This window comes from Shewanella yunxiaonensis (assembly GCF_018223345.1).
GTDB lineage: Bacteria > Pseudomonadota > Gammaproteobacteria > Enterobacterales > Shewanellaceae > Shewanella > Shewanella yunxiaonensis.
Genome location: NZ_CP073587.1, coordinates 1,157,815 through 1,179,171, shown reverse-complemented (window position 1 = coordinate 1,179,171; position 21,357 = coordinate 1,157,815). Strand labels below are relative to the sequence as shown.

The window sequence follows — 21,357 nt, the reverse complement described above, 5'->3', positions numbered from 1 at the left end:
AGCCACCAATTGATATTTACCAAGTGATTAATAAACTACTGGTTTATTAATACTGACAAGAATATAACTAAATTTGTTTATGTCAACTGAATTTTTAGTTAAACTATAAAAAATTCGGAGGTACCAATGGAAACGTCGTTCAACACTGTCTTAGCCCTAACAATCAAACAGAAAAGAGAGGAACAAAAACTCACTCAAGCTCAAGTAGCAGAGCTTATGGGGATGACGAGTGCCGGGTGGGGAAAAATCGAGAATGGGCAGGCAACGTTATCTGTTGATAACATTTATAAATTTTGCCAACTCAAGGAGATTAATATCGATGTTTCTTCACTGATAAACTTAGCTGAACTTCGAGTCAATGAGCTGACTAAAGCAGGATGGAGCGTTGGCACGCTTACCAAGAGAGAAGATGACAAACTTCTATGGGGATACTCTTTCGATAAATCTTTGTCCTCAAATTTAAAAGTGAAGGCTGCATTTTTAGGCGTCGCTGCCGTATCACCCGCATTGGGCGGAATTATTAGTGCTGCGGTGATTGGTGCTGAGTTAGCGGGTAAGTTTTTTGAAAAAAAGGACGATGACTCATCTGATAAGTGATTTATACAGATGTCGAAATCGCCAGCTTGGTAAGGCGATAAAAAAGGAAGTGTCGAAACGCTATACAAAGAAATTAGCATCAAGTACTGGACATAGATCCAGTATTGAGTAATATGGTAGGTGAGATTTTCACCAATAGTTATGCTGTTAGAAAATCGAAGAAGCAGTTGGGGCAGAGTGGCGGCAACCACCCTACCCCGTACCGGCTGCCAGGCTCTTAAACCCAACTCAGCCGATGGCGCGATCTTAGCGAAATCCATCGGAGAGGGACAGATCTATTTGATGGAGGCCATGATGGCTCATATTCGCGTGCGCCCGAACGGACGTATTCAGTTCGATCTTCATTTGTTTGGTCGTCGTTTTCGTGAAGGTACGAAAATGATGGCAACCCCCAAGAATCTTAATCAAGCCAAAGCGACACTAAAGCAGATGAATGCGGAAATCGATCTTGGTACCTTCCAGTACCGCGATTATTTTCCCCGCAGTAAAAAGGTTGCCTTGTTTGAATCCTTGCAACGAGAAAAGCATCCTGACCGCCTGTATCCGTTCTTTGATACCTACGCCAATGAATGGTTTGAGCGGCAGAAAGCCAAGTGGAAAAGCAGCTACGAGAGCACCGTACGCAATACTCTCGACCGTTGTAATAGCCCCCAATTAAAACGGACACTCATTAGTTAAGCGATAGGCTTAGACCTATCTTTAAGGAGTGTCTATGGAACGTATTGAAATTATTACTGGCGAACAACGTCGCCGTCGTTATACTCCGCAAGAAAAAGCAAAGTTCGTTGCCATGACTATGCAGCCGGGCTATTCGGTTTCGCTGGTTGCCAGGCAAAACGGCATAACCCCGAGTCTATTGTTTAAGTGGAAAAAGCTCATGCAAGATGGTGGTATGTCTGCTATCCAGTCTGGTGACGAAGTCGTCAGTGCTGCAGACCATAAGGCGCTTCAAAAGAAAGTGAAACAGCTTGAGCAGTTGCTCGGCCGTAAAACGATGGAAACCGAAATTCTAAAAGAGGCGCTGGAGATAGCCCAGTCAAAAAAGTTGATATCGCGCATGCCATTGCTACCACCGGACGATTCCCTGTCCTCCGAGTAGCTGCGGCTCTTGGCGTGTCGCGTTCGAACTTATACCAACGTTTGTCCGTGCGCCGAGAAGGCCGCTCAGTACGCTACAACAAGGCTGATGATGCGCTGTTATTGCCGTTAATAATCGACATCTGCGAGGAGCGTGAAAGCAACGGCTATCGCCGGATTACTGCGCATTTAAATCGCCAGTTGAAAGCAGAGCAGCATGTAATTACGCGAGTGAATCCAAAACGCGTCTATCGCCTGATGCAACAAAACAACTTGCTGTTACGCAAACATACCGGTCGTGTAAGTGAGCACCGCGCTCATGACGGTCAGGTTATTACGTTGCACCCAAACACTCGCTGGTGCTCAGATGGCTTTGAAATAACGTGCTGGAACAAAGAAAAAGTGCGCGTGGCATTTAGCTTAGATTGCTGTGATCGTGAAATTATGAGTTATGTAGCCACAACGACGGGTATCCGCGCTGACATGGTTCAAGACATTTTGGTTGAAAGCATGGAACAGCGCTTCGGAGATGTCCGAGAGTTGCCACATACCGTCGAATGGTTAACCGATAATGGCAGTTGTTATATCGCCGAAGAAACACGGCAGTTCGCCAAGTCACTCGGTTTTAAGGTGTGCACGACGCCAGTTAGAAGCCCGCAAAGCAATGGCATGGCAGAAGCTTTCGTGAAGACGTTTAAACGAGATTATGTATACCTGAACGACCGTCCAGACGCAGCCACGGTGCTTGCAAAGCTCGCTGAATGGTTTGACGATTACAACAATTACCACCCACACAGTGGATTGAAAATGATGTCACCTAGAGAGTATCGAGCTCTTAAAGTGGCGAGTTAAGCTGTCCGTTTTGGTGGGGGCAACTACAACCGTTACCTCATGCCCAAATTTGGCAATACGCTGATCTCGGAAATTAATCTGGCACAGGTGGACTATTTTCGTGAAGATTTGATGACTGAGCAGGACCAATACGGGCAGCGCAAACTGTCTAACCGTCGCATTAATGGCATCCTCTGGCCCTTGGTGGCGATTTTAAGCCTGGCGGCAGAAGAGCATCAGTTCACCTACCCGCTCCGGCGTTACAAAGCCCTGAAAGAAGAACGCGCGGATTCACACCCGATGACGATTGTGGAAGTACAAAAGTTTCTGGATACCGTTGAGATTGAATGGCGTGATTATTTTATCGTGCGCTTCTGGACCGGGATGCGCAGCTGCGAAATTCATGGCCTGCAATGGGAACACATTGATTTTGACCATCGTTTGATCCGCATTCGGCAGAATTTAGTGAATGGAGAACTCGGGGATGTGAAGACCCCCAAGTCCCGGCGGGATCTGAGGATGTGCGACACACTTTTTGATGTGTTCACACGACTGAAGGAGCGCCAGCGCTGCGATGCCAAGTTTGTGTTTACTCACCAGGGTAAACCACTCGACACCCATTTCGTCAGCACTAAACTGTGGTATCCGACACTGAAAAAGGCAAATCTCATTCGTCGCCCCTACGAAACCCGGCATACAGCTGCCGTGCTGCATATTGCGGCGCATGAGAACCAGCTCTATATCTCACAGATGTTGGGTCACAGCGATACGAAGTTATTGTTTAACGTATATGCGCCGTATGTGGCCAATGCGTCACGTCAGGATGGTTTGGCGTTCAGTAAGTTGATGCGTGAAGGCTGTATGGCTCAGCCTGCATAATGTGATGGCATAAAAAATCGCGGCTAACTTTCAAGTCAGCCGCGATTTTTTATAGATGTCTTATCTGGGTTTGAATAACAATTATCTCACCAACATTTCCCCACAGATATCCTAAAGGCGTATCTCACCAAATTGTTATCAGTTGAGATTTTGATGTTGGGAAATGCCAGTAAACATTGTGCTATAAACAACCAAATTCCATTGGTTAATCACACCGCCAATTTGATGACATCACAAATCTGCTCAGCAAATTGTTGTACTTTCCCTTTATCTTCGCCCTCAACCATAACGCGCAACAGTGGCTCTGTACCAGATTTTCGCAGTAACACGCGCCCTGAATCTCCAAGCTGCTCTTCCACTGCGGCAACTGATTGCTTAACGGCATCTTGTTGTAATGGATTTTTATCCCCGTTAAAGCGCACATTAATTAGCACCTGAGGCAACAGAGTGATGGGTTCTATCAACTGCTCTAATGTAACTTGTCTGCGCTGCATTGCAGCAAGGACTTGGATACCAGCCACAATACCATCGCCGGTAGTGCAGTGATCTAAATTCACAATATGACCGGAATTCTCACCACCGATACGCCAACCTTTTTCAGCGAGAAGCTCCATTACATAACGGTCGCCAACCTTCGCCCGAGCAAATGGAACATTTAATTCCTTAAGCGCAAGTTCCAGACCTAAATTTGACATTTGAGTGCCAACTACGCCACCCGATAACGTGCCCCGGTGATATGCGTCACTGGCTAATATATAGAGGATCTGATCACCATCAACGACTTGACCGTCTTTAGTCACCATCATAATTCGATCACCGTCGCCATCTAACGCAATGCCAAGATCTGCATGATTCTCGACAACCGCTTTACAAATGGCACCCATAGAGGTTGCGCCAACTTGGTCGTTAATATTGGTACCATTAGGCTCTGCACCAATCACGATAACCTCAGCACCTAGTTCTCGAAAGACACTGGGAGCGATGTGATACGTTGCACCATGAGCACAATCAATCACCATCTTCAGCCCTTCAAGAGAATGCGAAGATGGGAAATGGCCTTTGCAATATTCGATATAGCGTCCTGCAGCATCAGTGATACGTGATACTTTCCCCAAAAGTTTTGATTCGACACAATCTATCGGACGCTCAAGTTCCGCTTCAATATCCAATTCCAGCTGATCATCAAGCTTGGTGCCATTAGCAGAGAAAAACTTGATGCCATTGTCATAATAAGGGTTATGTGACGCACTAATGACAATCCCTGCTTCAGCACGAAAAGTCCGTGTAAGATATGCGACTGCGGGTGTTGGCATAGGCCCCATTAGCATGACATCAAGCCCTGCTGCACATAAGCCGGCCTCAAGTGCTGACTCAAACATATAGCCTGAAATTCGGGTATCCTTACCTATTAATACCTTTTTAGTACCTATGCGTGATAACACTCGGCCTGCAGCCCAACCTAATTTGAGCGCAAGCTCTGTGGTCAGTTTGCCTTCACCGACTTTGCCACGAATGCCATCGGTACCAAAAAATTTCCGTTCTTTCACTTAAATTTGTCTCCAGCAATAAAGGGATTCAGTTGGTTTTGGTGAAGTTTACACCTTAATGATTTCAATAAAACTTACACAATTCATTTTTGCGTTATCCGCGATTTTCATACTGCTGAGCTATCCAATTCTGGTATTCACTATTTTCCACATTGTCGACCCATTGAATCGCCACTACTTCACTAGACGACTTTTAGCCTCATTGGAATGGACCTCGTTCAGTAGACACCCTATGACTATTATTTGAGCATAGGAGAACAGCCATGAGCAATCAGAGATATAGCCCCGAATTTAAAGATGAAGCAGTAAGACAGGTCATTGATCGGGGATACTCAATCAGTGAAGTTGCTGAGAATTTAGGGGTATCCCAGCACAGCCTTTATAAGTGGGTTAAAGCCTGCCGCCCATCACCCGAGCACTCAAAAGACAACGAGTTGATCGAAGCTAAAAAGGAAATCCTTCAATTACGTTCTCAACTCAAGCGTGCTGAAGAAGAAAGAGACATTTTAAAAATACCCGAGGGGCACACCGAGGCCGCAAGGTACTTTGCAAGCCAGCCAGAGTAAAGTACCAGTTCATTAACGAACATCGTCGTATGTTTCGCATTGCGGTTATGTGCCGCATACTCGGTGTTGCCAGGGCTGGCTATTACTTTTGGGTTGAACAGCCGCTGTCAGATAGAGCGCTGGAGGACCTTCGTATCCTCAAGCTAATCAGGGACTCTTATGGTGCCAGTCATGGAGTCTATGGTTATCGGCGTATCCATCTTGATCTCAGAGAACTCGGAGAAACCGTCGGTAAGAATCGCGTACTGAAGATCATGCGTCATCATGACATCAAAGCGGTACGGGGCTATAAACGGCATCGATATGGCGCAGGACGGCCTTCAATTGTGACGCCTAACTTGCTACAGCGGGAGTTTAATGTCACCACGCCAAATCAAGTGTGGGTAACCGACATTACCTATATACGCACTTGGCAGGGCTGGTTATACCTTGCCGTAGTCATGGATTTATATGCCCGGAATATCGTCGGTTGGTCGATGAAACCGACCTTGGCCCGAGAGATTGTGATTGACGCGCTCCTGATGGCTGTTTGGAAACGTAAACCCAAAGGAACGGTTATGGTACATTCGGACCAAGGCTCTCAGTATGGGAGTGACGATTGGCATCGCTTTTGTCGGACTCATGACCTCACGCCCAGTATGAGTCGCAGAGCGAACTGTTGGGACAACGCGGTAGCCGAATCATTTTTCAGCAGTTTGAAGAAAGAACGGATTAAAAAGCGCATCTATAAAACACGCGATTTAGCTCGAGCCGATATCTTTGACTATATCGAAGTGTTTTATAATCGTAAGCGTAGGCACAGTCACCTCGGCGGTATGAGCCCGGAACAATTTGAACAGCCTTATTTTGAGGCATCAGGGTGTCAATGAAATACGGGCCATTCCAACTCATGCCCGTCGCTTCAGCTTGTTGAGTCAAACTCATACCAATCTGACCTGCAGCGCCAAGCAGCATTAAATCTATACTCATCAAGAAGCCCCAAATTAAAAAGCCGCCTTCTATGAAGGCGGCCTAGCCCTATCTGAGGGCAAATATTAATCATCCTTTCCATCTGAAATGCTATCCAACCTAGATCGTACGCAAATTATCCAGATTATGTACTTAATATGAGCATGTTACAGATTGCTAGGAAAACCCAAATTAAGAAAATTTTACTGAGCTTTTTCTCATGAACAGTATCTCATATCTTAGTGTTATTCCAACTAAGCTAGGAAACTAAGGGAACGACATTGCTGCTATCTGCGCCACTACTATGTTTTTTGTCAGCTTTCTGTTGCCAAACTAAGTCACAAATACCATCAGTTGGATTAAAGCCAGTCGGTGTAGAAAGAAGAATATCTCTTATCACTTCATGCTGGAATCCATGACAAGCTTTATCTAATCGTTCCAAGATCGATTCAAGTTGTCCCCACGTTAAGAAGGCTTCATTTGCCGTCATGATCCGCTCATGCTCAGTGCCAGTGACATTGTTACCAATAAGCAACTCTTCATAAAGCTTTTCACCTGGCCGCAAGCCTGTAAATTCAATAACGATATCACCATCAGGATGGTTATCATCTTTTACTTCAAAGCCACTTAGTCGAATCATTTTAGTTGCCAAATCAATAATCTTTACTGACTGGCCCATATCTAACACAAAAACATCCCCGCCTTTACCCATTGCACCTGCTTGTATCACCAGCTGAGAAGCTTCAGGTATGGTCATAAAGAAACGAGTAATTTCTGGATGAGTTACTGTAACAGGACCACCATTGGCAATCTGCGTTCTGAATAGTGGAACAACAGATCCAGAAGAGCCTAATACATTACCAAATCTAACCATACTAAAACGAGTAGGCCCCCCCTTATCTGACAGAGCTTGCAAGACCAACTCAGCCATACGTTTAGTTGTCCCCATGACATTGGTGGGTCTAACTGCTTTATCTGTACTTACTAATACAAATACTTCAACGTTTGCCGCAATAGCCGCCTGAGCAGTGTATAAGGTTCCGAACACATTGTTACGCACACCTTCCACAACGTTATACTCGACAAGCGGAACATGTTTATATGCCGCAGCATGATAAACTGTCTGCACCTCGAAAGCTTCCATGACCGCCTGAACTCGATTCTCCCGCTGCACTGAACCCAACATCGGATATATTTGCACGTCAAGAGAAAGCTCTTTAGCGATAGCATTAAGTTCACGATCAATGGAATAAAGGCCAAACTCAGACAACTCGAACAACACCAATTTTTTAGGACATTGCTTCAGGATCTGCCTGCATAGCTCGGAACCGATAGAGCCCCCAGCCCCGGTCACCATCACGACTTTATTACGGATATTGGCTGCCAACAGATCAGCTCTGGGAGTCACACAATCGCGACCGAGCAAATCATCGATTTCAACTTCTTTAATGTCGCTATAAAGCTTTTTACCACTCACCAAATCAGCCATAGCGGGCAATGTCAGCACTTGTATGGCTAACGATTGCAACTGCTCCAAAATGGCCTGACGACGAGAGCGAGATGCACTAGGTATAGCAAGTAGTATCTTGGTTGCAGATTTTTGCTTAACTAAATTACGAATAATAGAGGGGGAATGAACATGAACACCTTGAATCACGGTACCATGAAGAGATTCGTCATCATCGACAAACGCAAACGGATAATATTCACGACTTTGCGCCAAGGCAGTGAACAACTGCCGGCCGCTGACGCCGGCACCATAAATAATTACAGGCTCCCCTACACGTTTCAAACCCGAACCAACCAATGAGCGTACAATAGCCCTAGAGCCACCAATAAACACTAAAGAAAATGATGCATAAATTATTGGCACAGTTCGCGGCAACTGCCCGTCAACAATATAAAATGCAAAAAGGACCAACATTATGGCCGAAAGCAACACGCCGACACCGATCGCCGTAATGGCTTGCAACCCCATATAGCGCAATACCGCCCTATATAAGCCTAATTTCGCAAAACCCACTAAGCTCAAAGGAACGACGATAAAAAGCAGCAACCAATGTTGAGGGTTTGCCAGTACAGCAATGTCATCAATACGAACGAGCAATGCAGACCAAAAAGCTAGACTCAAAAACAATGCATCAATAACGAGACTGACTGCACGTTTCTGATTACGTTTTAAACTAAACAAAAATTGCAAAAAATCCATTTTCGCTCCAAAAGAAAGAAAATTCATAATGTACAACGAGTTAAAATGTACGCGAATCGTGCACAATTGCTAAGACCAACATGCTAGCACAGGTACCGCTCTAAAAGGATCTTTTGAACGAGGTCCACTCCAAATCTAACTAGACGGCGTCTAGGAAATCAGCGGCATTTCAGAGTTAGTGCTAGTACTTGAGATCAGTAACTGATTATGAGGGTTGTCATCACCTAAAACGTCAAGGTACGCGTTCGATACGAACTATATCGTTTACGCCGGAATTGTAAAGCGGCTCTCAGACCATCGCCGACGCTGAGAAACCGCCTGAGACACTAAAGCCACGCCATTTGGAAAATTGAGACAATTCAAATAAACGCATTGTTATGTGGAACAGGTGACAAGGCGACATATCCCAATAGATAGCAAAAATAGAGCTACTTTTGCGCGGATAATAAAACGCTTCGAATTACTTTACAGGCCTTATTGATTTCTTCTGTTGTCAGTGTTGGATGAACTAAAAACATCAAACTAGTCTGACCAAGTTCTACTGCATTAGCTAAACGATGTTTTGGCCGCCATGGTGTATTATCAAATGCTTTTTCTAAATAAACCTCTGAACAACTACCTTGATAAGCTGGTACACCTTGCTCCATGATTGCGTCAACGATTCTATCTCTCGTCCAACCATCAGCCAGATTTTCGGGACGCACAAACATGTAATGCTTATATTCTGCATGCTCACTGTACTCTGGAACATTGACCATACGCACGACAGATAAATCTTTAACAGCCTCATCTAGTTTTGAAGCATTAAATTGACGTTGTGCCGTCCATTGCGGCATTCGTGTCAATTGAATACGGCCTAGCACAGCCTGAATCTCCATCATACGCCAGTTTGTACCGAAGCTTTCATGTAACCAACGAAATCCCGCAGGATGTTTGCGATTATAAACAGCATCGAAGCTTTTACCGTGGTCTTTATACGCCCACATAAATTGCCACAGGGCTTTATTATTGGTGGTCACCATTCCCCCCTCACCGCCAGTGGTCATAATCTTATCTTGACAGAAGCTCCAAGCCCCAATATGACCGATAGAACCTACACTTCGTCCTTTATACCTCGCCCCATGTGCTTGTGCACAATCTTCAACTACTGCGAAGGAGTACTTTTTAGCCAGCGCCATAATTGGGTCCATATCTGCAGGCATACCAGCTAAATGAACCACAATCACAGCCTTGGTATTTGGAGTCAAAACGGCTTCTATCGTCTCAGCCGTGATGTTTTGGCTATTGAGATCAACATCAGCAAATACAGGATTTGCACCAGCGTTAACGATTGTTGAAGCTGAAGCCAAGAAGGTACGTGGCGTGACAATCACATCATCGCCAATACCGACACCAAGAGCTTTAAGAGCTACATCTAGTGCTAACGTACCATTACTCAAGGCAATGGCAAATTCAGTACCAGCCCACTCAGCAAACTCTTTTTCAAATTTACGGCACTCATTACCAGTCCAATAGTTTACCTTATTGGACAAAAGCAGACGGCTTACTGCATCAGCCTCTTCTTGAGAGAAAGAAGGCCATGGAGAAAAAGGGGTATTAAACATAACATTTTACCAAGTAATAATTGATCCGGCCCAAGAATAACCAACCCCAAAACCACATAAGAGAACGTTTTCGCCTTTACGTAAAAGATTTTGTTGCTCGGCCAACTCAAGACCTAAAGGAATTGAAGAAGATACGGTATTGCCATAATCCCTGTAAGAAACCAAAAATTGATCTTCTGTGAATTTCAATTTTTTCCTCAATTTATCAAGCATAAACTTATTTGCCTGATGAAATACTACCTTATCAATATTCTCTATATCAAAAGCAGATTTACTTAACACATTTGTCACCAATAAAGGTACCGACTTTAACGTAAATGACAGTATCTCAGCACCATTCATATACAAATCAGCAGATGAACGAAAATTTCCACTTTTATCACAAACTTCCGAAAATGAATCTGAGTTTAACGGATGTACACTACCACCATGTGGAACGATTAAATTTCTGTCACCAGCACCATCAGTCCCAAAAACAAAACTACCTAAAAGCTCATTTTCTGACTTTACACCTTCGACCAAAGTAGCGGTAGCAGCGTCACCGAATAACGTACGGACACTCTTATCCTTTTTATTTATATACCGAGAATAAAGCTCAGAAGTAAGTAATAAAACTCTTTTACTCTGTCCAGATTCGATTAAGCCTTTCGCTATACTCAAACCATAAACATAACCAGAACACCCTAGGTTAAAATCTAAAGCTCCAGCTGATGTAGGAACCCCCAAAGCATTCTGAATAATGCAAGCTGTAGTGGGTAATTTATAATCTGGGCTTTGAGTACACAACAATATGAAATCAATACTGTCAGCAGTTACACTAAGTTTAGCAAATAACTTTTTAGCAGCGTTGATAGCCATTGAGGAGCAGGTTTCAGTTTCGTCAGCTATAGGTCTGGACTTGATTCCTGTTTTTTCATATATTTTATCTACACTCCACTCCGGAAAATCATTAGCTAACTGTTCATTAGTCAAACGATTATCAGGAATATAAGAGGCAACTCCTCTAATGGCAGCTTTATTGTGCACTGTAACCTCCATCAACATATAAAGTTGAACCTGTTACCCAAATTGCTAAATCACTTGCAAGATATAAAGCAGCATTTGCTACGTCTTCAGGCTTTCCAAATCCAAGCATGTGTTTATTTTTAATTAACTGATACTGCTCGCTAGTAAGCTGGGAAAAAAGCTTTTCAGCCATTTCGGTAATAACAACCCCCGGAGAAATACAGTTAACCCTAATATTATTCCGAGCTAACTCAGAAGCGATAGACCTGCTTAACCCTAACAATGCTGATTTTGATGCTGAATATGCAGAAATTGCGGGTTCACCACAAATAGACGCAACCGAACTTAAAAAAATTAATGAGCTACCATCTTTATTGTATCTCGAGTTTTTCCTGAAAGACTTAGCTATAAACTGAGCAGACTTAACATTCGTATCAAATATTTCATCGAAATCAGACTCTTTAAGCGCTTGCAATGGAAGAGTTTTTTGAATACCGGCACAGTGTACGACAGAGTCAATTTGGCCGATGAAATCACATGCTTTCTGAAATAAATTTTCGATTTCAGTTGGCTTAGAAACATCACAAACAATTGAAAGATTGTCTGTCCCGACAAGAGAACTGACAGTTTGATCTAACCGTTCTAAATCCCGCCCTACCGCTATAATACGAGCGCCTTGTCGGCTAAAAACTTGAGCAACAACACGTCCAATACCTGATGACGCCCCAGTTACTATTACATTTTTGTTTTTTAAAAGATCATTTGCCATCAGAGAACTCACTTACTGGAATCAATTTAGTTTGAGTCAAATCACAATGAACGATGCCCCAAGAAAGTCCTACACCGAATCCAACTAATAGAGTATTTTTATATGAATTACGAGGTGAATAACAAAGAGTCAGAGGTATAGACGCTCCACTAGTATTACCAAATCGGTCTATAGAAATTGGAACCTGTTGCTGAGTGAACTTTGATTTCTTGGACAAGTGTTTAAGCATAAAGTGATTAGCCTGATGATAGAAACAATTATCTATATAATCCGGAGTTAATCCCAGATTTTCAATAAACCCATTAACTAGCTTTGGCACCGTTCTAAGTGTGAATGAAAAGACCTCACCACCATTCATTTCAAGAAACGAATAATTATCAGCTCGTCCTAACAGTTTTCTTTTGACCTTAGGTACTTTCGCTATAATATGTTCAAAACCTGAACCATCTGTACCAAATTCAAATGTAATTTTAGAATTGTCTGTAAACGACACCAAAGTGGCAGTTCCGGCATCGCCAAACAATAGTTCTGTACTTCTATCATGGGGTTTTACTATTTTACTGACAGTATCCCCCACAAGCAGCAACACATTTTTTAAACCTGAGTTAATCAAGCTAGATGCGACTTGCAAACCATATACATAACCGGAGCATCCCATATTTATATCAAATGCCATTGACGAAGTAGGAATACCAAGCTTATCTTGCAAAATACAGGCTGTTGCAGGTAACTGGTAATCAGGTGTTTGTGAAACAAATATTACAGCCTGGACTTTTTCTACAGGTACAGATACGTTTTTGAAAAGGTTCCTAGCTGCGTCTAAACACAAATCTGCACTGGTTACAAATTCACCTGAAATATGTCGTTGTTCAACACCTATACTAGATATAAGCTTTTTAACTTCAATTTCTCCATAAACACTAGATAAATCAGAGTTGTTTATACATTTTCCAGGTACAGTTGCAGCAATAGCAGATATGCCAACGTTTTCTATAGTTAACATCTAGGACTCTCGTAAATTATTTGATAAGTTCTAACAACTCGGCGATTTTCGTGGCTTTGATAACTTGAGAAGGTGACACGATTTTATCAAACTCATTATCAACTTCAGATATAAAAGTTACTACAGCTAGAGAATCCCAATTATCCTCATTTAATTCTGTTTCCAATGTAACGTCGTCCATCTCGATGATTTCAGCTACAATATCCAACAACTTTTGTGTATTGACCATATTTATTACTCCTACTTTATTTTCTTTGCGGGATTACCAAACATAGTAGTTCCGCTTTTCACCTTCGAAATAATAACACTTCCAGCACCAATAACAACATCAGCACCAACTATAGTACTAGGAATAACTAATGAGTGAGAGCCCATGAATACTCGGTTATCCAACGTAACAAAACCGGTCACATCACAATGACCGCTTAATGTACAAAAATCACCTATTGTGGCATCATGTCCAACTGTGGAATTTGCATTCAATGTACATAATTTGCCGATACTTACATTTGTAGTAACTACAGCGTTTGGGGCCAGTACGCATCCTTCCCCAAGATCAACGTTATGACCTAATATTACAGATGGATGAATATAAGTTAAAAACTCGAATTTCAGAGCTTTATAAAAATCATAAAGTTGATTTTTAAGGCGGCAATTGGCAACGCCCATCAACAATATAACATCTTCATTATTAAGATCTTCAGATTTCAACTTTCCTTTAACAACATGACTAATATCATACCCCTCGAGAGCATATTCATTGTCATCCAAAAAACCACCGAACACGTACCCATTATATGTAAAATCAGTCCTTTCTAGATAGGAATATAGCTCTCTTGAAAAACCTCCCGCACCAAGCAGGTATATCATTTTATTTTTCACTATCATCCCCTGTAAAAGCTTTCATAGTAACTTCACCATCTCCTGAAATTCCTTCTTTGATGAAAACCTTTTTTACTGTCATTAGCAAAATCTTCAAATCTAAAAAGAACGAATTATTCTCAACATACCATACGTCTAGTTCAAATTTTCTTTGCCAGCTAATTGCGTTGCGTCCGTTAACTTGAGCCCAACCAGTAACCCCCGGCTTTACCTCATGACGCCGAAATTGCTCTTTACTATAGAGTGGTAAATACTCAACCAACAAAGGTCTCGGACCGACTAAACTCATGTCGCCTTTTAGCACGTTCCACAACTCTGGCAGCTCATCCAGACTTGAACTCCTAAGCCTGGCACCAAAATGTGTCATTCTCTCGGAGTCAGGTAAAGGATTCCCTTGCGAATCCAATGCATCCTTCATAGTTCGGAACTTAAACATTTTGAAAGGTTTGCCAGACAATCCTGGCCGAATTTGCTGGAATAAAATAGGAGAGCCTAGATTCGAGCGTATTTTTAAAGCTATCAAAAAAATCAAAGGTGAAAAAAGCAAAAGCAAAAGCAATGAGACAAAAATATCAAAAGTCCGCTTAATCATAAAGTTCCTCAAATACCTTAATAATTTTCATTTCAATTTTACTCTGCTCCAGGTTTTCGATAAAAAAACGCCGAACATTTTGAGTTAAACATGAAGAATAGTCATAATTGAGAATCGCTTTTTCAAGTGACAAATTAGAATCTTGTTGATAATTAATACCGAGATTGTACATTTCAACATAATTAAATATATCGCCTCTCATTGAGTTTATAATGGGTAAGCCGTAACTAAAATATGACAACGCTTTATAGGAGAAACTCGCATTAGTCTTTAGATATCCATTAAAACCAAAATGACATTTACTTGCAATTTTCTTCAAACTATTTTCACAATAGACTACTCCATGAAATCTATGTTCCACACCAATCCGTTCCAACTCTAATTTGAGCCAGTCCAGCCTATCACCGCTACCTACGATTTCGAAAACATACTTTTCAGGATATTTTTCAAACAGAGAAATTAGAGACTCAAAATCATAAAGTTCACCTATATTCCCAAGATAGAGAATCGATATTTTTTTATCCGAAACATCATGATGCAGAACAAACTTGCTATTCGTTCCAAATAATATCTGATATTTTAAATCAACCTTAGCCAGAGATAGGAATGTTGATGATAAAGATATCGTAAAATCTGACATTTTAAAACATAAAAAATTAAAAAAATGCCAAACCTTTAAAAATGGACTAGTTAAATAGTTCTTTTTAAATGGTAAGGAATATGGCCAATAATCTATAATATCTACAATAACTTTTTTCCTAATGAAAATTTTTATAAGTAAAGCAGTAAATGCAAACGGGGCTGTGACATAAAAAACATCTATACCCCTTGAAATTTTTACGGCTTTTAAAAATAAGAAAATAGCTAAGAAGAAATGCGAAGCAAAACGAAAAACTGATTTGTTATTTGAGTAGTTTAACGTTCTAACAGTAATAATTTTATCACTATCGAAATGCACTCTCCTTTTGAGTTGATGTGAAAAATCACTCGTCAAAACGACCACATCATTCGAATGATTAAGTAAAGTATCACGAACAAAAGCAGGACGAGATATACTCTTATCGTCTACAAAAAAGGGAGAAACAACACATACTTTCATATGACACCTTAGAACCGATAAAATAAGACGGTAATATAGACAGAAAGCCTGTCTAAAAACGCCGCATAGGTCCAATTTTTATCAGCAATAAGTTTAACTCTTTTAACAACATTTTTTTCAGAAGATACTAAATCATCCAGGAATTTGGAGATGTCTTGATTAGTATTAATACTTTTAAGGTGTTCTGCAAGCGTGGAGCGAGTCTTATTACCTTCTATGATAAACCTGAAATATCGCTTAAATTTATCTTTGAAATTAGTGACACCACCAACAACATTTGAACCATGTTGACGATATAAAATGTGCGACTCAGAATCATAGAAAACACGCCCCTTGCAATATGCTACTAATAACAAATACCAATCGTGCATTGGTATGGAGGTTGGCATATTAATTTTGAGAATTTCATTTCGCAACTTACTGTTGATTAAACATGTACAACCTGTACAAAAATTTTTAAACAATGCATTTTGAAATGAAGGAATCACATTAGTTACGCGGATATTACTATCTAAAACCTCAAGTTCTGCATCAACCAGAGTGTACTTCCCACAATAAAGAAATGGAACATCTAAACTCGCCTTTTCAACAGCCCGGCCAATTTTATTAGGTAACCAATAATCATCTTGGTCGCAGAATGCGTAATATTCATACCCATCCACGACTTCAAGTAATTCTAAAAAACTATTAACTACACCAATATTTTCACCATGTATGACACGTATATGCGGATGTTTAGTTTTAATATCATTTAGCTTACACAAACTGTCAATACAAGTGGAGCCATCGTTTCTGATATAAATATCTACGCAAATACCATACAATCGTTGATTCAATATAGAAAAAATTTGGTCATCTATATATTTGTGACCGTTATAAAAAGAAAGTAAAACAGCAACCTTAATCACAAATTTCTCCGATATGCATGAGGGCAGTATGAAAGCAATCCAATTATGTACCAAAAAAAGAAGGATGAATAGAATAAATCAAATACATTAGTAAATGCAGCCTGAATGATATATAAAACGATAACAGCCAGACTGAATATTGAGTTTTTAGTGAAAGCTCTTTCAATAGCAAATAGAAGAATTGATAAAAATAACATAAAACCTAAAAGACCTAAGTCCGATAATATTCTAAAATAGTTATTATCAAAAAAATGTATTGCAGACCATAATTCCCCTTTATGTGAAGATGCACCTAACCCCAATCCTAAAAGCAAAGTTGTTGAGACATCATATATTTGACTAATTGAATTAAACCTATCAAACCCCGATGAAATACTTTGCAACCTTAATAACACATTAGAAGCTAAGATTGATTCATAATCATAATAAATAAAAGCAAACAAACAAAGACAAAAAATAATTATAAAAAATATTTTTTTTAAACTAAAACGTCTCATTTCGTAAAAAGAATACAAAACTAACATGATAAACAATAATCCAATCGCGGACCGTTGCAAACACAAAAAAACAGCTAAAATAGGAAACGCTACCAAATATCTTTCGTATTTACCAATTTCTACTTTTAGCTCACTACTAAAAAGGTATAATATTGTCAAAATTAAAGCTAAAGATCCCATTGCCATTGAATTATCCAAAATCCCTAGAAACCGCAAATTATCTAGATAGCCATCACCGAACCCATATAAGCTATTTAAATATTCCTGATATCTAAATGGTCGAAAAAAAAACAATAGCAATCCAATAAAAATAAAAAAAGTATTAATTCTTCTAACGAAAGATAAACCATTTATGTTAACAAGGAACCCAAAGATAAAGAAGACAACTTGAGGTAAAAGAATGAATACAACACAATTCAACAAATTATATTCGAAATTATCAGTTTTGCTTATACCAATATAAGTTATATCATTAGCAAAATAAAAAATTACTGAAAATATTTCGAAAAAGACGAATAAAAGAAAACTTGCCAAAAGCGGATTATATCGTATACTGCGAATACTTAACTTAGAAATAAAGCATTTAATCAACAATGGTAAAAATATAAAAAAAACTAAATATGAATATAATCCTACTTGAAAATCCCTACCGAGAAAACTCACTCGTATAAACATTAAAAAATTAACAACTAAAAGAATAAATATTAATATCTTTTTAATAAATGATACCTTGCCATTCTGCACAATTGGAGTTACTGCACTCATTTTTTAATAGAACCTGAAAACAGTAGAGATACCAATTTCTCTGAAGAAGATTGATAGTAATTTATACCTGGAAATTTATCATGATAAAAAAGACAGGTGCTAATGTATTTATCACTTTTTTCACATTCAAAAATGGTATTCAACTTTAAATTTAGTGAGTATTTATTAAAAACAGGTTCAGAAGGAATTGCATCTTCAAACTGACGATATAGTCCACGCTCATTCTCTATATAATTTTCAAGGTCATAGCAATAAAAGATTATCGGCTTACCAATAAGCAAATAATCTATATAACAACTTGAGTAGTCAGTAATTAGAGCCTGAGAATGCTTGAGCAATATTAATGGATCTATTTTCATATCAGTAATGTCAACAATATTACTAAACCTATTCAATTCAGGATTATTCTCTTTGTGATAAAAGTGTTTTTTAATAACAAACTTGCATCCTAATGATTCACAAAGAGAATCAATAAATTCTAAATCAAGAAGATCATCAAATTTAAAAATTACATTGCCTTCATATCTATGAGTTGGCATATATAATATATACTTTCCTTTTAAGATATCAGGTAAAGTCTCAAATTCTAAAGAATTATCAAAAAAAACATCTGTTCTGCATTGACCGATATTCAAAATTTTTTCTTCTTCTATATCGAATGCCGAACAGTAAGTTTTTATTAATCCCTTGCTCGGACCAACGACGAAATATTTTTTTTTATGTAAAAATTCCGCTATTCTTCTTAATCTTTTACCAGAGGATGTATATGTATCATAGTTAATTTTCTTCAATGGAATTCCGTGCCACAACTCAATATGTGTAGCACCACCGAGTAGATGATAGTCAACATCAGCTCTACCTGTTACAGTAAAAAAAAATGCTGCTCTTAACTGATGATAGAAAGCTCTAGGTTTTCCTGACAAAACAACTCTAACTTCGCCACCAAACTCTTCATTAATTTTACATAAAACAGCTTCACTCTTACAAACCCAAGTAATATCAAAACATCCTTTGTAATTTTTAAGCAGATAACGTAAAAAATATTTCGTATTATCCCCATATTCTTGACCAAACCAAGCGCCAAGTATTAATTTTTTTTTATTCCTAGGAATAAAAAAACTGATTATCCATGTAGATAAATAAATTATTTTTCTTATAAGAAATGACATTTTTAAACCTGCTTTTTAACTTAGATCTCAATTTGAATCAAAAAGCTAAGAATTGTTAATTTTGAACCGGAATTTATACTTAGCCGATGGTAATGAGTTTACGTAGTTGAACTCTGTATCTTTACCTGCACAAAAAAAAGACAAACCCTAGTTAACATAACAACAAATTCAACAAACAAAATACTATAACACAAATTAATAGTACTAATATTATCAGTCGTATATAGTATAATTAAACTAACTACCTGTATAGTAGCAGCGAATATTACTGTTTTATTAGCAAAGTCAACTCTACCAACAGATGCAAATGCCGGATAGCCAAAATTAACACTCACAAATGTAAATAACAGTGTAACTAAAAAAATCCTTAATATGTCTGCGCCATCGCTAAATTGCGTTCCAAAAAACAACACCATTATATTTTCAGCATAGTAAATGCAACCTGACACACCAATCACAAGCGGGACTAATAATAATAACACCGTTTTATATAATACTTTTTTATTCCCGGTTCGTGTTAAGTAAGGAAATAGCACTTGGCTTACGGGTGATGTCACACTCTGACCAGCTTGATAGATTTTCTCGGCGCTGCTATATAAAGCAGCTGCATTAAAACCCACAAATGTACCTATTATAAAAGTACTAGCACTGGTATATAACCCAACAGCCAAACGGGAAATAAAAAATATTGCACTATTTTTAATAACGATATAGATAGTAGAATGATGTGGAAAGGCAATCCAATATTTTTCTTTGTATATAAAATAAAAACCAATAGCTGAAGCAAAGAAACTACTTATTGCAAAACAAATGAATACCGTTGATATTTGCGAATGTTCTTTCACAAATAAAAAAACTAGTGCTAGGTATGAAAGTTTTGCAGCCACCATAAATGTAGTAACATGTTTCATCCTCTCAATCCCGACAAAAAACCAGCTTGGTTGAAGCGAAGCGAAAAAAATAGACGCTATAAGCCCAAATTGAAGAGCAGGATCATGTGGAATTTTATTGGTAATATTCAAATAGAAAAGTATCACCAAAGAAACAATTAAAAACAAACAGACTTTTATTAAATACACAGCACCAACATAATTAGCAACCTCATCTTTTTTATTTTTGTTCTTAGCTAGCCAATGAGGTGCAGATAAGCAAAAACCGTAATCAATAAAAACTAATGCTATCGCACATAGTGACATTGCCATTGCAACAATACCAAAGCCTTCTAAGCCAAGTACCCTTGTGAGATAAGGAAATACCAACAAAGGGGCAATGTAATTAGAAAATTGCACTATTATCATTGCAACAATATTTTTTTTTAAGTTATTCTCTTGCAAATTATTCTCTGATATTAATAAATAAAATTTATTGTTGAGGTCCCATAGCCTTTACGATCTCAATAACATCATGTAAAGAATTCTGAATCCTATCTAATTCGCTTCTATTTATTTGTGATAACTGAGATTTAATTGAAGTCGTGGATATTTCTTCCGTTCGTTGCAAATAAATAACTTTGCAATACGGTTCTAGATGGTCAAATCGACCTTTCCAGTCATCTCCCATCGCAAAAATGGTAGCATTATATCTGATAATATCATCAATTTTCTGCTCCCAATGATGTTCTGCAAATACTTCATCAACGTATTTACAAGCTCCAACGATTTCAGCTCTTTCGTCATATGAGAAAAAAGATGTTTTACCTTTGATCTTATTAAACTCATCGGAAGATATACCAACCACTAATTTATCGCCCAATGCCTTCAATCTTTTTAATAAACGAACATGACCGACATGAAACAAATCAAACGTTCCATATGTAATAACAACATCCTTCATGATATTTCGCTCACACAAAAATATTTTATTTAAATAGGTCTGATGATAAAAATTTGGTTGCCAACTTATCTTTTTCAGATAAATTTAGTTCACCGTCAAAAGGCCATATAATTCCTATTTGATTGTCATTCCACAGAATTGAACGTTCACTTTCTTTCGAATAATAATTTGTAGTTTTATATAAAAATTCCGCAGTGTTACTTATTGTTACAAAACCGTGAGCGAATCCTTCTGGGATCCATAGCTGACGCTTATTTTCCGCTGAAAGGTTAACCCCAACCCACTTTCCAAATGTTGGAGAAGTTTCGCGAATATCCACCGCAACATCAAATACCTCCCCCACAACGCATCTAACTAATTTGCCTTGAGCATAAGGAGGCAATTGATAATGTAAACCTCTTAATACCCCTTTACTTGACTTAGAATGGTTATCTTGCACAAATTTAACTGGATAACCTACTGCCGCTTCAAATTGCTGCTGGTTAAAACTTTCAAAGAAAAAACCACGTCCGTCACCAAATACTTTTGGCTCAATGATCTTTACGGCGGGGATCTTGGTGTCGATAATGTTCATTTT

At 39.0% G+C, this 21,357-nt stretch carries 21 protein-coding genes; 5 read left to right on the top strand and 16 right to left on the bottom strand.

The window, feature by feature from the left end; all coding sequences use genetic code 11:
* The first annotated feature begins 126 nt into the window (after positions 1-126).
* The 4 genes from KDN34_RS05530 to KDN34_RS05515 all read left to right on the top strand — a co-directional run bounded on the left by KDN34_RS05530 (position 127) and on the right by KDN34_RS05515 (position 3,384).
* Positions 127-597 (top strand): helix-turn-helix domain-containing protein, encoded by a 471-nt coding sequence (locus tag KDN34_RS05530; protein ID WP_212595912.1) that lies wholly within the window; start codon positions 127-129, stop codon positions 595-597.
* Between the two features lie 177 nt (positions 598-774).
* Positions 775-1,275, top strand: coding sequence for an Arm DNA-binding domain-containing protein (locus tag KDN34_RS05525; protein WP_228730432.1), 501 nt, complete (start codon positions 775-777; stop codon positions 1,273-1,275).
* Positions 1,276-1,309: 34 nt separating this feature from the next.
* Positions 1,310-2,526 (top strand): IS3 family transposase gene (locus KDN34_RS05520; RefSeq protein WP_407695771.1). Its coding sequence is split into 2 segments (ribosomal slippage): positions 1,310-1,625 and positions 1,625-2,526, totalling 1,218 coding nucleotides; the frame shifts between segments, so codons are not numbered across the junction.
* Positions 2,527-2,565: 39 nt separating this feature from the next.
* The gene (locus KDN34_RS05515; RefSeq protein ID WP_212595911.1) at positions 2,566-3,384 is read left to right on the top strand and encodes a site-specific integrase; all 819 of its coding nucleotides are present in this window, start codon (positions 2,566-2,568) and stop codon (positions 3,382-3,384) included.
* A 209-nt stretch (positions 3,385-3,593) separates the two neighbouring features.
* Here KDN34_RS05515 and glmM read toward each other — a convergent pair whose 3' ends face one another.
* A complete protein-coding gene (gene glmM, locus KDN34_RS05510; protein WP_212595910.1) occupies positions 3,594-4,931 on the bottom strand; it encodes a phosphoglucosamine mutase in 1,338 nt (445 codons plus the stop codon).
* Positions 4,932-5,194: 263 nt separating this feature from the next.
* On the opposite strand from glmM, the gene KDN34_RS05505 reads away from it, so the two are divergent.
* Positions 5,195-6,366, top strand: a protein-coding gene (locus tag KDN34_RS05505; RefSeq protein ID WP_407695781.1) for an IS3 family transposase whose coding sequence is annotated in 2 segments (ribosomal slippage) — positions 5,195-5,438 and positions 5,438-6,366 — 1,173 coding nt in all. Because the reading frame shifts where the segments join, the coding sequence is not laid out codon by codon here.
* A 338-nt stretch (positions 6,367-6,704) separates the two neighbouring features.
* Here KDN34_RS05505 and KDN34_RS05500 read toward each other — a convergent pair.
* The 15 genes from KDN34_RS05500 to rfbC all read right to left on the bottom strand — a co-directional run bounded on the left by KDN34_RS05500 (position 6,705) and on the right by rfbC (position 21,354).
* Positions 6,705-8,654 carry a polysaccharide biosynthesis protein gene (locus KDN34_RS05500; RefSeq protein ID WP_212595909.1) on the bottom strand — a complete coding sequence of 650 codons (1,950 nt, stop codon included), beginning with the start codon at positions 8,652-8,654 and terminating at the stop codon, positions 6,705-6,707.
* 428 nt (positions 8,655-9,082) lie between these two features.
* Positions 9,083-10,258 carry a DegT/DnrJ/EryC1/StrS family aminotransferase gene (locus tag KDN34_RS05495; protein ID WP_212595908.1) on the bottom strand — a complete coding sequence of 392 codons (1,176 nt, stop codon included), beginning with the start codon at positions 10,256-10,258 and terminating at the stop codon, positions 9,083-9,085.
* Between the two features lie 6 nt (positions 10,259-10,264).
* Entirely contained in the window at positions 10,265-11,284 is a 1,020-nt protein-coding gene (locus KDN34_RS05490; protein ID WP_228730431.1) for a 3-oxoacyl-ACP synthase III family protein, read from the bottom strand.
* Positions 11,274-12,032: an SDR family NAD(P)-dependent oxidoreductase gene (locus KDN34_RS05485; protein WP_212595907.1), complete on the bottom strand. Its 759-nt coding sequence runs from the start codon at positions 12,030-12,032 to the stop codon at positions 11,274-11,276. Before KDN34_RS05485 ends, KDN34_RS05490 begins: the two co-directional genes overlap by 11 nt.
* Positions 12,022-13,035, bottom strand: coding sequence for a ketoacyl-ACP synthase III (locus KDN34_RS05480; RefSeq protein WP_212595906.1), 1,014 nt, complete (start codon positions 13,033-13,035; stop codon positions 12,022-12,024). Before KDN34_RS05480 ends, KDN34_RS05485 begins: the two co-directional genes overlap by 11 nt.
* A 16-nt stretch (positions 13,036-13,051) precedes the next feature.
* Complete coding sequence (locus tag KDN34_RS05475; protein WP_212595905.1) at positions 13,052-13,264, bottom strand: acyl carrier protein; 213 nt, start codon at positions 13,262-13,264, stop codon at positions 13,052-13,054.
* Between the two features lie 11 nt (positions 13,265-13,275).
* On the bottom strand, positions 13,276-13,923 hold the full coding sequence (locus tag KDN34_RS05470) for an acetyltransferase (RefSeq protein ID WP_228730430.1): 648 nt from the start codon (positions 13,921-13,923) through the stop codon (positions 13,276-13,278).
* Positions 13,907-14,509 carry a sugar transferase gene (locus tag KDN34_RS05465; RefSeq protein ID WP_212595903.1) on the bottom strand — a complete coding sequence of 201 codons (603 nt, stop codon included), beginning with the start codon at positions 14,507-14,509 and terminating at the stop codon, positions 13,907-13,909. Before KDN34_RS05465 ends, KDN34_RS05470 begins: the two co-directional genes overlap by 17 nt.
* Complete coding sequence (locus KDN34_RS05460; RefSeq protein WP_212595902.1) at positions 14,502-15,608, bottom strand: glycosyltransferase family protein; 1,107 nt, start codon at positions 15,606-15,608, stop codon at positions 14,502-14,504. The genes KDN34_RS05465 and KDN34_RS05460 overlap by 8 nt, the downstream gene beginning before the upstream one ends.
* Before the next feature lie 8 nt (positions 15,609-15,616).
* Entirely contained in the window at positions 15,617-16,516 is a 900-nt protein-coding gene (locus tag KDN34_RS05455; protein WP_212595901.1) for a glycosyltransferase, read from the bottom strand.
* Positions 16,513-17,778 (bottom strand): hypothetical protein, encoded by a 1,266-nt coding sequence (locus tag KDN34_RS05450; RefSeq protein ID WP_212595900.1) that lies wholly within the window; start codon positions 17,776-17,778, stop codon positions 16,513-16,515. The genes KDN34_RS05455 and KDN34_RS05450 overlap by 4 nt, the downstream gene beginning before the upstream one ends.
* Positions 17,775-18,947, bottom strand: coding sequence for a CDP-glycerol glycerophosphotransferase family protein (locus KDN34_RS05445; RefSeq protein WP_212595899.1), 1,173 nt, complete (start codon positions 18,945-18,947; stop codon positions 17,775-17,777). The genes KDN34_RS05450 and KDN34_RS05445 overlap by 4 nt, the downstream gene beginning before the upstream one ends.
* Before the next feature lie 98 nt (positions 18,948-19,045).
* Entirely contained in the window at positions 19,046-20,281 is a 1,236-nt protein-coding gene (locus tag KDN34_RS05440) for an oligosaccharide flippase family protein (RefSeq protein WP_212595898.1), read from the bottom strand.
* Positions 20,282-20,309: 28 nt separating this feature from the next.
* Positions 20,310-20,780, bottom strand: a complete 471-nt coding sequence (locus KDN34_RS05435) for an adenylyltransferase/cytidyltransferase family protein (RefSeq protein WP_212595897.1) — start codon at positions 20,778-20,780, stop codon at positions 20,310-20,312.
* 25 nt (positions 20,781-20,805) lie between these two features.
* Positions 20,806-21,354, bottom strand: coding sequence for a dTDP-4-dehydrorhamnose 3,5-epimerase (gene rfbC, locus KDN34_RS05430; RefSeq protein ID WP_212595896.1), 549 nt, complete (start codon positions 21,352-21,354; stop codon positions 20,806-20,808).
* Positions 21,355-21,357: the final 3 nt, after the last annotated feature.

What these genes read in the sequence shown, in the direction of transcription:
- KDN34_RS05530 (WP_212595912.1), top strand. Translation starts at nt 127, where the DNA reads ATGGAAACGTCGTTCAACACTGTCTTAGCCCTAACAATCAAACAGAAA.
- KDN34_RS05515 (WP_212595911.1), top strand. Translation starts at nt 2,566, where the DNA reads ATGCCCAAATTTGGCAATACGCTGATCTCGGAAATTAATCTGGCACAG.
- KDN34_RS05500 (WP_212595909.1), bottom strand. Translation starts at nt 8,654, where the DNA reads ATGGATTTTTTGCAATTTTTGTTTAGTTTAAAACGTAATCAGAAACGT.
- KDN34_RS05495 (WP_212595908.1), bottom strand. Translation starts at nt 10,258, where the DNA reads ATGTTTAATACCCCTTTTTCTCCATGGCCTTCTTTCTCTCAAGAAGAG.
- KDN34_RS05485 (WP_212595907.1), bottom strand. Translation starts at nt 12,032, where the DNA reads ATGGCAAATGATCTTTTAAAAAACAAAAATGTAATAGTAACTGGGGCG.
- KDN34_RS05480 (WP_212595906.1), bottom strand. Translation starts at nt 13,035, where the DNA reads ATGTTAACTATAGAAAACGTTGGCATATCTGCTATTGCTGCAACTGTA.
- KDN34_RS05475 (WP_212595905.1), bottom strand. Translation starts at nt 13,264, where the DNA reads ATGGTCAATACACAAAAGTTGTTGGATATTGTAGCTGAAATCATCGAG.
- KDN34_RS05470 (WP_228730430.1), bottom strand. Translation starts at nt 13,923, where the DNA reads ATGATAGTGAAAAATAAAATGATATACCTGCTTGGTGCGGGAGGTTTT.
- KDN34_RS05465 (WP_212595903.1), bottom strand. Translation starts at nt 14,509, where the DNA reads ATGATTAAGCGGACTTTTGATATTTTTGTCTCATTGCTTTTGCTTTTG.
- KDN34_RS05460 (WP_212595902.1), bottom strand. Translation starts at nt 15,608, where the DNA reads ATGAAAGTATGTGTTGTTTCTCCCTTTTTTGTAGACGATAAGAGTATA.
- KDN34_RS05450 (WP_212595900.1), bottom strand. Translation starts at nt 17,778, where the DNA reads ATGAGTGCAGTAACTCCAATTGTGCAGAATGGCAAGGTATCATTTATT.
- KDN34_RS05445 (WP_212595899.1), bottom strand. Translation starts at nt 18,947, where the DNA reads ATGTCATTTCTTATAAGAAAAATAATTTATTTATCTACATGGATAATC.
- KDN34_RS05435 (WP_212595897.1), bottom strand. Translation starts at nt 20,780, where the DNA reads ATGAAGGATGTTGTTATTACATATGGAACGTTTGATTTGTTTCATGTC.
- rfbC (WP_212595896.1), bottom strand. Translation starts at nt 21,354, where the DNA reads ATGAACATTATCGACACCAAGATCCCCGCCGTAAAGATCATTGAGCCA.